General features: G+C 46.5%; 15 protein-coding genes and 1 pseudogene. 5 read left to right on the forward strand and 11 right to left on the reverse strand.

Annotated elements, in window-relative coordinates:
* Positions 1–8 precede the first annotated feature (8 nt).
* Complete coding sequence (locus V2S86_RS18345) at positions 9–1,310, forward strand: cytosine permease (RefSeq protein ID WP_330763609.1); 1,302 nt, start codon at positions 9–11, stop codon at positions 1,308–1,310.
* A 60-nt stretch (positions 1,311–1,370) separates the two neighbouring features.
* The gene (locus V2S86_RS18350; RefSeq protein ID WP_330763610.1) at positions 1,371–1,685 is read left to right on the forward strand and encodes an NIPSNAP family protein; all 315 of its coding nucleotides are present in this window, start codon (positions 1,371–1,373) and stop codon (positions 1,683–1,685) included.
* Positions 1,686–1,910: 225 nt separating this feature from the next.
* Here the strand turns inward: V2S86_RS18350 and V2S86_RS18355 are convergent, their stop codons facing one another.
* Positions 1,911–2,816, reverse strand: coding sequence for a LysR family transcriptional regulator (locus V2S86_RS18355; protein WP_122289382.1), 906 nt, complete (start codon positions 2,814–2,816; stop codon positions 1,911–1,913).
* A gap of 99 nt (positions 2,817–2,915) precedes the next feature.
* Between V2S86_RS18355 and V2S86_RS18360 the strand changes: the two genes are divergently transcribed.
* A complete protein-coding gene (locus V2S86_RS18360) occupies positions 2,916–3,311 on the forward strand; it encodes a carboxymuconolactone decarboxylase family protein (RefSeq protein WP_004948181.1) in 396 nt (131 codons plus the stop codon).
* Between the two features lie 10 nt (positions 3,312–3,321).
* On the opposite strand, the gene V2S86_RS18365 is transcribed toward V2S86_RS18360, so the two are convergent.
* The 10 genes and pseudogenes from V2S86_RS18365 to V2S86_RS18410 all read right to left on the reverse strand — a co-directional run.
* A complete protein-coding gene (locus V2S86_RS18365; protein ID WP_330763611.1) occupies positions 3,322–3,999 on the reverse strand; it encodes an HAD-IB family hydrolase in 678 nt (225 codons plus the stop codon).
* A 13-nt stretch (positions 4,000–4,012) separates the two neighbouring features.
* On the reverse strand, positions 4,013–5,005 hold the full coding sequence (locus V2S86_RS18370) for a 3-oxoacyl-ACP synthase III family protein (protein WP_330763612.1): 993 nt from the start codon (positions 5,003–5,005) through the stop codon (positions 4,013–4,015).
* Entirely contained in the window at positions 5,002–5,244 is a 243-nt protein-coding gene (locus V2S86_RS18375) for a hypothetical protein (RefSeq protein ID WP_330763613.1), read from the reverse strand. The genes V2S86_RS18370 and V2S86_RS18375 overlap by 4 nt, the downstream gene beginning before the upstream one ends.
* Positions 5,245–5,252: 8 nt before the next feature.
* Positions 5,253–6,602: an ANL family adenylate-forming protein gene (locus V2S86_RS18380; RefSeq protein WP_330763614.1), complete on the reverse strand. Its 1,350-nt coding sequence runs from the start codon at positions 6,600–6,602 to the stop codon at positions 5,253–5,255.
* A complete protein-coding gene (locus tag V2S86_RS18385) occupies positions 6,602–7,300 on the reverse strand; it encodes an SDR family NAD(P)-dependent oxidoreductase (RefSeq protein WP_330763615.1) in 699 nt (232 codons plus the stop codon). Before V2S86_RS18385 ends, V2S86_RS18380 begins: the two co-directional genes overlap by 1 nt.
* Positions 7,293–7,595, reverse strand: a complete 303-nt coding sequence (locus V2S86_RS18390; protein WP_330763616.1) for a hypothetical protein — start codon at positions 7,593–7,595, stop codon at positions 7,293–7,295. The genes V2S86_RS18385 and V2S86_RS18390 overlap by 8 nt, the downstream gene beginning before the upstream one ends.
* Positions 7,592–9,088: an FAD-dependent oxidoreductase gene (locus V2S86_RS18395; RefSeq protein WP_330763617.1), complete on the reverse strand. Its 1,497-nt coding sequence runs from the start codon at positions 9,086–9,088 to the stop codon at positions 7,592–7,594. Before V2S86_RS18395 ends, V2S86_RS18390 begins: the two co-directional genes overlap by 4 nt.
* A 9-nt stretch (positions 9,089–9,097) precedes the next feature.
* Entirely contained in the window at positions 9,098–10,342 is a 1,245-nt protein-coding gene (locus V2S86_RS18400) for an MFS transporter (protein ID WP_330763618.1), read from the reverse strand.
* A 25-nt stretch (positions 10,343–10,367) separates the two neighbouring features.
* Complete coding sequence (locus tag V2S86_RS18405; RefSeq protein ID WP_330763619.1) at positions 10,368–11,081, reverse strand: AfsA-related hotdog domain-containing protein; 714 nt, start codon at positions 11,079–11,081, stop codon at positions 10,368–10,370.
* 562 nt (positions 11,082–11,643) lie between these two features.
* Positions 11,644–11,945, reverse strand: a pseudogene (locus tag V2S86_RS18410) (integrase core domain-containing protein); the annotation flags it as partial.
* Between the two features lie 690 nt (positions 11,946–12,635).
* Between V2S86_RS18410 and V2S86_RS18415 the strand changes: the two are divergent.
* A complete protein-coding gene (locus tag V2S86_RS18415; RefSeq protein ID WP_330763620.1) occupies positions 12,636–13,238 on the forward strand; it encodes a helix-turn-helix domain-containing protein in 603 nt (200 codons plus the stop codon).
* Positions 13,239–14,132 (forward strand): queuosine precursor transporter, encoded by an 894-nt coding sequence (locus V2S86_RS18420; RefSeq protein WP_330763621.1) that lies wholly within the window; start codon positions 13,239–13,241, stop codon positions 14,130–14,132. It abuts the gene before it with no gap.
* The last annotated feature ends 19 nt before the right edge of the window (positions 14,133–14,151 follow it).

A 14,151-nucleotide genomic window follows, 5' to 3' on the forward strand; every position in this document is an offset into this window, starting at 1 on the left:
ACCTTATCGTGATCAAGATTGAAGACTACCCGTTAACGCGGGTACCGCAGGATAAAAGAGTCTCCTTTTTAAGCGTGGCCATCGTGCATATGGGCATGCTGACCGCCCTGGACCAATTTATGCTTGGGGCGGTGCTCGGCCACTCCATGACGTTGTTTGATGCGTTCAGCGCCATTTTCATCGGCAGCCTGATATTTGGCGTGGTGACTTACGGCCTTGGGCTGGCGGGCATGCGCGAAGGGATCTCCGGCAGCCTGCTGGCCCGCTGGTGCGGTTTCGGCCGCCTGGGTTCGGTGCTGATCGGGGTGGTGGTGGCCATCAGCCTGCTGGGCTGGTTTGGCATACAAAACGCCATCTTCGCCAAATCGCTGGATTTTGCCCTGGGCAATAAGCTGGGCTTTGGCCTGGCCGCCGGCCTGTCCGGCACCCTGTTGACGATTCTGGTGGCGTTTGGCTTCAAGGCATTGCGCATTGCCGCCCGCATTGCGGTTCCGATGTTCATCATGCTGGTGGCCTATATTTCCATCACCGCCCTCTCCGGCCATAATCTGCAGGAAATTATCCAGTTGGCACCGCCGGGAGAGCCGCTGACCATCAGCGCCGGCATCACCATCGTGGTCGGCGGCGCCATTGTGGCGAGCCTGATGACCCCCGATCTGACCCGTTACTCCAAAAACGGCAAGCATGTGTTTGGCGTGACCATTTTCACCATCGTCGCCGGTGAGTTCGTGGTCAATGGCCTGGCGATCCTGATCGCCAAAACGCTCGGCACGGCGGATGTGGTGACCATCATGTCCCAGGCCGCCGGCGGTGCAGGCCTGCTGGTGGTGGTGTTCTCTACCTTAAGGGTCAATGACCTCAACCTCTATTCTTCCTCGCTCGGCATCGTCAACGCCGTCGAAGGCATGACCGGTAAAAGACTCAAATACACCGCCACCACGCTGGTTATCGGCGTGCTGGGCACCACGCTGTCCGTGCTGGGGATCCTGGACCGCTTCGTCGATTTCCTGACGGTGCTTGGCGTGGTGTTCCCGCCGATTATCGGCATCATGCTGGTGGATTATTATCTGCTGCGCACCCACCGCAAAATTCTGGATGAGAGCCGGCGTGCAGGCAAATTGCCGGACCAGACGCCGACGATTGGCTGGACGGCGATCATCGCCAGTATTGTGGGCGGCATCGTCGGGTTGGTTACCGAGTGGGGCGTGCCAACAATCAATTCACTGCTGGCCGCCAGTCTCTTATATTGGGCATGCAAGTTGGCGCTGGGCCGTTATCAAAAACCGGTACCCACGCAAAAACTGACGTAATCCGAGCTGTCCCACTCATAGCAAGGCTCCCCACAGGCTGGGGAGCCAGGAGACCCACCCATGATCACCTGTACCCTAAGATATGTTTTAGACCCGTACAAAATCGCCGAATTTGAGCAATACGCCCGTTTATGGATCCCTCTGGTCAATCGCATGGGCGGCACGCACCACGGTTATTTTTTGCCGTCGGAAGGCGCCAATAACATCGCACTGGCGTTATTCAGTTTTCCCAGCCTGGCCGCCTACGAGGAATACCGCGTAAAAATGGCCGCGGACGCAGAATGTTGCGCTGCCTATGAGCTGGAAAAACGCAATCGCAGCATCATCAGTTATGAACGGAGCTTTATGCGTCCGGTTCTTTCTGGACAGGACTGAGCGAAGAGAAAAATAAGGCGGGGTTCGGGTAGCTCCTGAATTTTTTATAAAAACCTGACATCTTTGCCATACTGAAAATATTTATCCAATACTTCACGATGCCGGTTAGATCATTGACATGCCATGACAATTTATCCTGCATCTTGAAGTGAACTGGGTATAGAAACATTTATATACAACCAGGGGTGAACCAGTATTCTTGAGAAAAGCGGAACGATTCGCGGATTAACTGGGCAGGCTGAGCGTCTCCTTAAAATGCTGCAACAGGAAGTCAACGTACAGACGGATCTTTGGCAACTGTTGACGATCAACAAACGTCAGTACATGCACAGGCCTTGCCAGTGGTTGATACTCCGGCAATAGAGGTATCAATCTGCCCTGACGCAAATCCTCTGCCAACAGTACCTCCGGCTGCATTAAAATTCCCAGCCCATTTAGCGCTGCACTGCGCAGAGCCTCCCCATTATTGACAGCCATAACAATATTAACAGGCACTTTAATCAATTTACCTCCCTGCTGTAGCGTCCATTCACTGCCCGCCAAGGGGTGGGCAAACCCCAGGCAGCGATGTTCGGTCAAGTCTTGAGGGTGAACAGGTGTGCCGGAGTGCGCCAGGTAGTCGGGAGAGGCACAGATGACCGACTGATAAGCAGCCAGCGGGTGAGCAACCAGCGAATTTACATGCTCAAGTTCACCCACTTTAATCATGACGTCGACGCCCTCCTCCGCCATGTCCAACATCTTGTCGCTCAGCACCAGATCCAGCGTCATTTCAGGCCAGGCCGTGAGAAACCGGGCGGTTACCGGAGACAGCGCATGTACCCCAAATGAAACGGGACAGGCCACCTTCAACCTTCCTCGTGGGCTTTGGTGCAATGCCAGCGCGACCGACTCAGTATCCTCGATATCGGCTAAAATTTGCCGACAGCGCTGATAATAAGCGCTGCCAAATTCAGTCAGGCTCTGGCGGCGGGTCGTCCGATTCAACAGGCGAATCCCAAGATGTTGTTCCAGCGCTTTGATATGCAGCCCAATCATAGTACCGCTCAGCCGCATTTCTTCAGCAACAGCGCTAAAACTTCCGCGTTCCACCACGCGGACAAACACCGACATGCTTTCCAGTTTATTCACGATTAACAAGCCCTCCTTGTTAAAGATCAAACTATATTGCTGTTTATCAATTTTTATTAGTGAGTTTTAATAGAATTTCACATAGAGAGGAAAATCACAATGGTAACAAACCCAGAGCTTCGCGAACGTGGTTTAGCGTTATTTACTGAGCTGTTTGGTAATGGTGCCGGCGAAGCATTGCGCCAAGATATGGCCGATCTTTGTCCCGACTTTACAGATATTTCAATAGAATGGGCGATGGGCGGCATTCTTGCTCGCCCTGGCTTGGATGCCATAACCCGAGAACTGGTAGTGATCGCTTCCTGTGTCACCTTGGGTCACACCGTTCCGCAATTGCGCGCACATACTCAGGCAGCACTGAATGCCGGGGCCAGTCGAGAACAAATCATTGAGACTATCCTGCAACTGCTGTTCTACGCCGGGGGGGCAGCGGTGCGTAATGCGCTGGTAAACGTGCGTGATATTCTGAACTCCCAAGGCAAAGCGGAGCAGTAAAATCTGGAACTCAGGACACCCGCTGGCTGTCGAGCCATTCCACTTCAGGCCAGCGCTCGCTGAGAGCAGAGTAGAGATCGTAGTTATCAACGACCACCTTTTCATCCGCCATTTCTAGCATCGGCACATCGCTCTGATGGTCGCCGTAAGCTCGGGAGCCACTTAAAGATAACCGATGCCGCGAGATATACTCTGCGATGAGCCGGGCTTTTCCCTCACCGATGGCCGGGGGGCCTTGCAGCTCACCCGTATAGATACCCTGCTCGCTAACCAGCTCGGTACAAAGGACTGCATCAGCTTTGAGGTAACGTGCCAACGGATCCAAGCATGCGTGATAAGAGCCTGACACCAGCACAATACGGGCGTTACACCGCTGATGGTGAACAATTTCGTCGCATATCTTGGTTTTCAGCAGTTTTATGCCGATAGAATTAAACCAAGACTCACAAGTAGCGGTCAAACTGACTACGTCAATGCCAGCAAAATGCCGGTAGTAGAGCTGATTTAAACTTGCCCTATCATTATTGTCTGAAGCCTGAGCTTCAGACAATACGGCCATTACTTCACCAAAACGCGACTCTCCCATAGGGACACCCTGTACGGCCCTCAAATGATACCTGAACGTGGCCAGCAGAGTTTTACAGTTAATGAGCGTTTCATCCACGTCTAAAAATACACTGTACGACATGATAACTCCTCCTTCAGCTGATACAGGTCAAGGGGGAAAATACGTGGACATCCTTTAAGTTGAGGCCTACTGCCCCCCAAGATAAGCCGACGCCAAATCCCGACATTATGGTCCTCCCTGGTCGTTGTCCGCCGTTACCGAAATGATGGCACAGGGTCAGAGGGATGGATGCCGGACCGGTGTTACCATAATGTTCTACCGCGATCGGTACCTTGTCAGGGATAACCTTTAGTTTTTTAGTAAGGTACTGCAGCATAAAACGGTTGGGTTGGTGTAGAAGAAAATGATCCACGTGATGTTTTTCCCATCCTTTCATTTCTAACGCCTTATTCACCGTGTTGTGTACCACTTTAAGCGCAAACTCCATCACGGCAGCCCCGTCCATCTGCAGATAACCATGGCGTAAATCCTCACCCTTCGGGACGATGAGTTTGTCATAACCACCGCCATCGGTATGAATATCAAAAGCCCAGTCATCATCACCGGCAGCAATGACCGTCGCACTGCCGGCATCTCCCAGTACCATGCGAAGTTTATGATCGTCGTCAGCAATGTGTCGGGTCATTGTGTCACCCGCACAGAGCAAAACCTTTCGACAGCTCTGCGAGCTTATTAACAGCGCAGCCTGATACAAGCCGTAAATATAACCGGAGCAACCATAATTAATGTCAAAGGCAACCACATCTTGGCGTAGTCCCAGTCGTTGCTGTAGCACGCAGGCAGTAGCGGGCATCAGATAGTCCGGCGTTTGAGAAACAAAAATCACGCCATCGATTTCTTCAGGATTGATCTGCCCACTAAAAATTTTGCTCGCTGCATGCAGGCATAAGTCAGAAGCCCGCTGTGAGGCCTGCGCAATACCCAGTTGGCCAATACCGGTGCTAAGTGCAATCCGCGCCACTTCCGCCTCACCAAATTGCTGCGCCAGCTGTGTTAGTGTCAGCTTAGTCGACGGAACAGAGGCGGCAACCGCCTCTATTTTTAACCCTCTAAGTGTGACATTCATGCTGCAGCCACTTCATTTTGCTTAAATACCAGATCAAATATTTCTCCCACACGCTGGCAACGGCCAAGAGCTTCTCCGTTCACCTGCACCGCATAGTGCTGGTCAATAGCACCAATTACAGAAACAATCGCCAGAGAATCCCAACGTCCCTCAGGATCAAGGGGATAATCATCGTTCAATAAGGTGATACTCGCCTCTAGTAGATCAGCAAGGTCGACAAGTAGTAGTGTCTTATTCATTTTATACCTCAGATAGTTGGTTGACGTTTCTTTTTAAATCTCAGACCATAATCAACTTCATTTATAAATGTGATTTTCTGAGGAACTTTAAATAAAGGGAGGAATTTCTTACACCCTAAAATCACCTCTCTCCTCAATTGAATAAGATCGATATCAACATCTGCTTTTATTTTTGCAACCACTATATTCCCCAATATAGAATTACTCTCTCCATTAACCACCACATCTTCTACTCCGGAGATTTGAAGAATAACGTTTTCAACTTCGTTCGGATAAACTTTTTCTCCGCCGACATTAATTACTTCCGTATCTCTGCCAACAATACGAAAGCTATCGTCACGCACTTCCACTACGTCACCGGTGACTAACCATCCATCAAATGTAAACGGTGATGGCGCATTCATATAACCTAACATTGACGTTTTTGATAAAATTTCCAGTTTATTATCTCTCACTCTGACCTTGACTCCTTCGTCAACGATACGAATGAAAGTTGATTGATTATCATCGCTACGAGTCTTAATTACGCCAGCCTCAGAAAGCCCATAAGCCTGAGTCAGTCTCGTTGAGGGTAGTTTTCCCGTCAGGTAGCTTAATATGGAAGCTGGCATCACTTCGCTGCCATAGTTAATTTGCTTTAGTACTTGCAGCGAAGTATTTTCAAAACACCTCTTTAAAATCATTAGGTTAAGGAAAGATGGTGAGGTAATCAGCACATCAACCCGATAACGCGATATAGCTTCACTGATATGCTCCGGTGTGCGTTGTTCAGGGATGACTAAACAGTTTCCGCTGGCAAATGCATTCAGCATGGTATTGATGCCACCAATGTGATCAAACAACAGAAACGAAATCACCGTCCTCGACTGCAAAGAGGGATTCACAGCGCCAATTAGTTGATGAAGGTTATGCACAATGGCTTTGCTTTTTCCGGAACTCCCAGAAGACATGATAATCAAGCCTGCATCACCGGAACAACGCAAAGCATTAATTAACTCATTTTCACTATTCATCCCCGTGGGTCTTATATCTTTGAACCCATTTTCGTCAATCCATAACTGGAATTCACTGCTGCATATTTCGCTGTTTCTCGCGATCTCCTCTTTACTGAGACGAGTCATTGGCTGCACAATCGCTTTTAGCTGGATCAGCGCGAGCAGTGAAGCCAACGAGTCTGGTTGGTAATCAGCAATAATAGAAACTATTTTTCCGGCAACCACACCGGCAGAGCTAAAGGTCCGAGTCAATTCATCACATCGCGACAGCAACCATTTATAGCTGTATGACTTCTGCTGGTACCAGCAGGCAATCCGGTCACCGTTGTTGTGAAGAGTATCAAATAGCAGCGTGTTATCCATCAGACGCCCCCCAAGTAAAGATTCTGCCCCGTAATAAAGTCGCTTTCTTTCCGTAAGAAGAAATCAGTGACGTTCGAGACATCCCGCAATACACCTTTACGAATAATGGCCTGGCGGGCCACCAAGCGGTCCATTTTATCCTGAGGCACAGAACGGATAAGATCGGTATCAATCGGAGTAGGCCCTACAGCATTGACGGTGATATTAAACTCCGCCAACTCGCGTGCCAGCACCTCCGTTAGGGAATAGACCGCTGCTTTTGAGGCGGCATAAATAGCTTCACCTTCAAGCTTCAGAGGGGTTGCAACGGTGGTAAAATTAACTATACGTCCATACTTGTTTTTCGCCATTATTTTCGCCGCTTCTCTGCAAAACAAGAAAGTCCCCACCACATTGGTATTAAATATGTTGTTTACGGTGGATAACGGAGTCAGCATCAGATGATTCATTGAGGCAATTCCTGCGTTATTAATCAAATTATCCAAAACACCAAACTTCAGACGGATATTTTTAAATAATGCTTTCACCGCCTGTTCATCTATCACGTCAGCAAGAAAATGATGATAGCCGTCCAACTGCCAGTCCACATCAGAACGACTGCACCCCACGACAATATGCCCCTGAGCCACATAGTGCTCTGCCAGGTATTTTCCAATTCCTTTTCGCGTCCCGGTGATTAGGGTAATAGGCTTACGCATGATGCTGTTCTCCAATTAAGTCGGCGATATAATCTGTCAGTTTACCTACTGATGAAAAAGGGCTATTTTTAACCGACATTGATTTCTCATTAGCCAGTGTGAGGGTAATATCAAAATCATCTTCCAGCTTACTTTCCAAATCAGAAATCAACATTACCAAAGAAATGGAATCAAGATGAGAGTCATATCTATAAATAAAGCATTCATCACCATGTTCAATCGGTAGTGGTTCGGTCAAGGTGGCATTAAGTTCTGTAACTGCCTGAATAATTACGTGGCGTATTTTTTCTTTCATAAATAATTCCTTATTTTATTCATTTCAATATAATGAGAAACAAACTCCAACTTTCCCAAGACTTCGTGGATAGCGACAAAACCATCAGGACGCACCAGAATATATTCTTCGGATTGAATTTCGTTTTTTTTACCCGACTCATTAACTTCTAAAAAATATATCTTCATATGATAATCACCCAACTTTTTAATCAGCTGCTGCTTATCACTTTCGCTACGTACAATAATAAAATAATTTTCTCCATCTACAATATCATAACTACTAACGCGGTTTCCCTGACAGGTGAGCGAGAGATACGGCAAATATTTTCCCGCTAGTTTCCCCCCCTCCCAAATCAATGAGGAGTCGGAGTAACGTTGTGCCAGACCTGAGAACAATTGTGGATGTAGCGTTCTCGCACGCCATCTGTTGCTGAACAATGGCAGCCAGCAGCTCGTTTTTTCGCTATCACGATCGATACGGGTAATGAGGCGAGTGCTGGTATCGGTGCTATCACGTAACATCGCCGCTACGCTGCGCCGCTCTTCACCGTAAGTATTGAGCAAATCATCAGGTTGCCGCTGACGAATAACCGCAGTCAACTTCCACGCAAGGTTCCAGGCATCCTGGAAACCAGTATTCATCCCCAGCCCCCCAATGGGACTGAAAAGGTGGCAGGAGTCCCCAGCAAGAAAAATATTGCCTGCCCGATACTGACTTGCCAGCCTATTGTAAAACTGAGATTTAGATTCCCAGACTACACGCTGAATGACAATTGGCTGCGGGATATATCGTGATAGTACAGCCTGATACTTAGCTAACGTTGGCCGCGAATCATCCTCCTGAGGGCACCGCAGAACAAAGCGATGATTACCATCCGCCAGCGGGATAACGATAATAAACCCCTGCTCGTCAACAAAATAATGTACTTCATCGCACTTACCTTGCCAGCTGACATGAGCATCAAACAAATAAAAATCAATATCGTAGTCGAATCCACTGAAGGTGATGCCAGCAAGGTCGCGTACTGTGCTATGGCTACCATCACAACCAACGAGATAGTCGCAGGTCAGCGTTACCCCGTCGGTGAGGCTGGCATTGATCCCCGCGGATCCAACATCAATTGCGTTTAACGTAACAGCACGTCGGATTTCTCCACCCAGTTCAATAAAATGCTCTTCCAGCAACCGCTCAGTTTCTGGTTGAGGAATGGCAAGAATATGCTGGTAGCAACTATTTAACTGACAATAATCAACGTGCGAAATTCGCTTCTGGTTCCAGTAAATTGAAATATCACCGATTTCTTTTCCTGACTGTTCGAAATTCTCAACTACGCCAAGAGAACGTAATAAAGCCAAAGAGGCAGCATTCATTGACAATGCTTTCGAATGCGTTGATCGAGAACATTTCTTTTCGACCACCACAACATCAATTCCATTTTTCTTCAACCTGCATGCCAGCAGCAGCCCGACAGGGCCAGCACCCACAACCAAGACCTGACAATGGTTTTTCATCGAGGCTCCCTATGCCTGGCGAATCGCTTTACGATTAATTACTCCCAGGCGCACCACAAACAGTAACCAGCTAACCAACAGTAATAATCCGCCGCCCACCACCGTTACACGGACATTAGTAGTATCAAGGAAACCGCCCAGTAACATTACCGTCAATGTGGCGAGTGCCTGAATGGAACTGATAGACCCCATAATTTCCCCCTGCTCATTTTCAGGCGCAAGATTTGAAATACTGCTTATCAGCCCAGTCAATGCAAAACCCATAGAGGTTACAAAAATGGTAATTAATATATGAAGATAAATAGTATTACTGACCATTGAAATAGCCATTACAGCAAGCGAAGACACCACTAGTGAATAACTAACCATATTTTCAGGCTTAGCGAATTTGGCAACACGTCTAACTACCAGAAATTGGAAAATAGCATAGGTGGCTCCCATTGATGCGAGGAAAGATCCAATCTGAAAAGAACTAAAACTGTAAATATCCAACAGATAAGCAGGAAGGAAAGACTCAAACAACCACCAACCTGCAACAAAAACCGTCCAGATAAAAAATGCCATTCTCAACTCAGCATGGCTAAAGGCTTTCGCTATTTGTACCAGGCCAGAGAAGACATTTATTTTTTCCTGCGTATGCTTTTCCAAAGTGTCTGGATACGCCACTAAAGTGTAAATAAATAACAGTGTAAAGATAGCAGCCATAATAACAAACGGTGTCATATATCCACTAAATTGCCCCAAAGAGAAATTGGTTAGCCAACCTCCGGCAGGTGGCCCTATTACCCAAGCCAGGCCAAGTGCAGTCTGAATCATGGTAAGATTTTTAGTTTTATTGCCCGGCGCACTGATATCAGCCATGCTTGCCTGTGCAATCGCCACATTACCCGCCATTATCCCTGCCAGTAAGCGGCTAATCAGCAGCAATCCCGCCGATGCTTCAACGACAGCATAGGCGCTGGCAGCAAAGGCGACGGCGGTGCCCGCTACTGTAATTAACATTATTTTTCTGCGGCCATAAATGTCCGACATTTTTCCCAAAATGGATGCACCAAAAAACTGACCAAGTGGGTATATTGCAAGAAAAACCCCCAATATAATTACTTTTTTTTGATGTCCCAACCCGCCAGGGAAGAGTGAAGCCGCATCAGAAATCATCATGTGGGGAAATATCGCCACCACCATTCCCAGACCAATAAAATCAAGTAACGCAACCAAGACAAGATACCAAATAAGCCCCGAATTCTCTCTCATTTTTATATTCCTCAAATTAACTCTTTCAATGCAGATGACTAAGAGATTTTACTGCCATCTGCTGCTCGATCAAACCTAGAGATCCTTTATCAATTGCACTAAATTTAACGGTGACACACAGACATAGGGTGCTGTTTTGCACTACAGTAATATTACACTCAGCAGTAAAGTCCCCTCTTAGCCCCCGACGAATATTCTTGAGAGTCATCTCCATGACTGACGCGACAGGAAAAAGATACTCCTTAAATTCAGAATTCATCATATGTAGAACAAACGATTTCTCACTGTCTTTTTTAATGAGAAAACGTTCAGAGACGGAATTAACCATCTGCCGACATGCTTCTAGTAAAACCATTCCCTGAACATGCTGCCCTGTTACGTGATCGGCCATTTCTGCACATCCGTCATCAATCAACAAATGACATTGGTATGAGGCAACATCTATTTGACTGACTTCTGAAATAAGAACATTTTCCGCTTTATTTTTATGTGTATTTCTGGTTGTTTCCCGACTCAGATAAGTCTGGTTAAACCGTAATTTTTTTTCGGTATCACACTGACGCAGTGATGTTTTAAACTCTTCTATATCTTCTTGAGAGATCCCTTGACCAAAAATAACTTGATAATTCCCGCCAATTTTAGCATCAGCAAAAAACTTCAACGCCTGAGTAAACGTAAATACATTATCATTCTCACTAAATTCGGAAAAGCGATCCCCTACAACGACTATATTAGCCATTATATCTCCTTTAACCTTACCATTAGATAGTTAACTATTTAATATTCTAAATTGATAATCACAATTTAATTTTACCTCAATGACATTCCCTCTCAGGAGAAATTAATAATGCGAGTTGCCTTTTTAGTCAACAAATTTAGTTTTGGACTCATACTAATAAAACTTGCAATTGATACTGATAAAAATAGCTTTACTCCTTATGTAAATAATATAATTGAAACAAAATAAATTTAAATGTAAAAAAGTAAAAAAAGTGGTTTTTAAATGATATTTATTCACAAAAATTAATGTTTCATTATCCAAAACCATTACATTAACTATCAAGATGTTTTTGGTAATCTCTATGAAAACGCTTTAAAAAAAACCAAATAAAAAGTAACACCATGATTTAAATAGCAAAAAAAAATAAAAATTTATTCAATATAACTTAATTGTTTCATAAGGTAAATCAATGAAACTTAAAGTTATCTAAAGCCAGTAAACTCTCTTTGCTAATACGCGCAGGGGTGTAAGAACACTCGTTTTAGTTCCACGCACTTTTTTGAGATATCCGGGTTTTCCACCAACGATCTGCGATCTCCCGAGTTTCACTCAATGTTCTGAGCAGGTAAAAACCCAATATTTATGTCCAGTACCTCTTGTTAAACCGTTCGATAAACGCGTTCTGTGCCGTCTTGCCTGGTTTGATAAACTTCAGTATTACGCCACAGTCGTCAGCCCATTACGCCAGAGCCTCACGGCTAAAATCATCCACCACGTTGAAAGTTCGGAAGTCACTGCCACACACCAGCGCATCATGCCTGTTCTGATTCACCGCCCTAATGTGGCAAGTGGCGATAAATTATGCGCCGGCAGGCGTCTTTGTAGTACCTACGGCCTCGACAGTTTTAAGAATGGCGATGATCGGGTGCTCGCTGAATGGGCTTTACGCGTGGCGATCCCCTTTGGGGAGATAATTCGTATGCCGGGAGATATCTAAGAGTGAATGCTTCTTTTACGCGGGGTACTTACACAGGCTTTAATGGCCTGAGGCAATAAAAGAGATATCGGTCGGCTAAACAGCCGACTGGCATCTGGATTTTCGGTGGGTTTAAAACTGTGGCTTTACGGCCGGAAACGTGATTGGAATTCCCTGGTGTCGGTAGCTAAAACATCCTTTAATACTCAGAGAATGGAAACGCCTCCCCTCTGAGTTTTTTATTATAGAAGCCGTTAATGACCGCTTTAAACTGTTTTGATCATCAAGAAACACTTCAGTATGGATGAACAGTAGCCCACCCAAACCACTCTGGTCAACATAAAAGTGGACATAAAAATCACTTTTGTGTCCACTTTTTCAAAAACTTAACATAACAAATTGATTTAAATATAATTATTAAGATTACCCACCATGCTAATCATGATTAAAGTATCAATTAGGCGAATGATTTCATTTTATATCATCTATTTTTAAAGGGTAATCAGGTGCTTACCAGTGTGAGTAATGCGTCCGTTGTAGACAATGTTGGTGCGTAGGATATAGTACTGCCTGCAACAATATTGTAAGGGATGCTTATGAAGACGACCAACGCTCAGCGCAAAATCAACATCATTAGAAATATAGAATATCTGATGCGAACCCGGGGCGAAACCAAGGCATCCTTCTCTAACCGCACCGGCCTGACGCGCACCACCCTCTATAAAATTCTGGATGGCCGGGTCAACAACGTGCAGCAGGCTACCGTTAACCGGATTTCAGACTTCTTCGGCGTTTCCTGTGAAGAGATTGAAGACTATGATCTGGAAAAACTGGAGCGGCTCAACGAAACGCTTTCCACCGAAGGGAATAAAAACCCTTCCGCTATCCCCGTCATTCCCCAGTCCCGATATCTCTCGGTGGCGGCCTGGAAGGTCGGGCAGTTGGTCACCGCGTTCCCTTTGACTTATTTCTTCGGCGATGAGTCAAATATGGTAGCAATGAAAATAGAAACCGAAATAAAAGGTTCATTTATCCCAGGCGAGGTCATCATTATAAAACGCCCGCCGGTGCTGGTTTGCGATTCGCCTTTATTGTATCACTCGGGAAAAAACGGCTTCTTTGTGGTTAACGGCAAAGAAGATAGCGGCATGGAAGATACCGTGCGATTTCTGGGTTATATCGTTGGAGAAAGGCTATAAATGGAATCTAATCAAAAATTTAAACTGCTGGGGTTTACGCACCACGGGACCATTGCCGCCAATGTCATGGTGCTGGCCACGGGCAAAACCATTACCCTCGGGCTGAAAGAGCTGGCAGACAGCGAGATCTCGGAGGATTTGAGCCGGCACGAACTTCAGGCGCTCTACAGAAAGCTCTACAGCGATGACAAGGTTAAGACCGCTTACGAGCTGGGCGATCGCAACGAACGTTCATGGCAAGCTTATCTGCTGATCAGCGTTGCGCTCAGCGTGATCTACATCTTCTCGACCATCTGCGGCGTAAAACCCATTCATATTCCGGTGCTGGACATTATCACGCCGCCCGGCGTTTTCATTTATCCGCTCACCTTCTTGCTGGTAGATATTCTGAATGAGTTTTACGGCCTGCGTCTGGCGCGCAGAACCATTGTCATCTCGTTTATCGCCAACCTGCTGTTCGTGCTTGGGCTGTGGGGCACCGCGTTAATTCCAAACCTGCCGGGTTGGGAATTCGGCGCGACCTATTCCGGCATGGTGAGCAGTATTGTTTCTGTCCTGCTGGCCTCTTCGCTGGCCTATTTTATTTCAGAAAATATCAACTCCTACCTGCTGTGCAAGATCAAGGCGCTGACCAATTCCAAATACCTGTTCTTGCGGGTGATTACCAGTACCGTGGTCGCCTCTGCCTTTGACAGTATTATTTTCTGCTCCATTGCCTTCTATGGCGTGCTGGGCTGGGACATTATCAAAGAGATGATTCTCGCGCAGTTCCTGATCAAGGTGGCCTATTCCATTATTGGCGTCGGCCCGATCTATCTGGCGAGAAGAATATTCCGCAACTATATTAACCGGCCTTCTACCGCGCCGGTGGCCGTCAACGACGCTGTGGCTTAAAACCGCAAAATATCCAGGG

It is taken from the genome of Serratia sp. C2(1), assembly GCF_036352655.1.
Taxonomy (GTDB): Bacteria; Pseudomonadota; Gammaproteobacteria; order Enterobacterales; family Enterobacteriaceae; genus Serratia; species Serratia inhibens.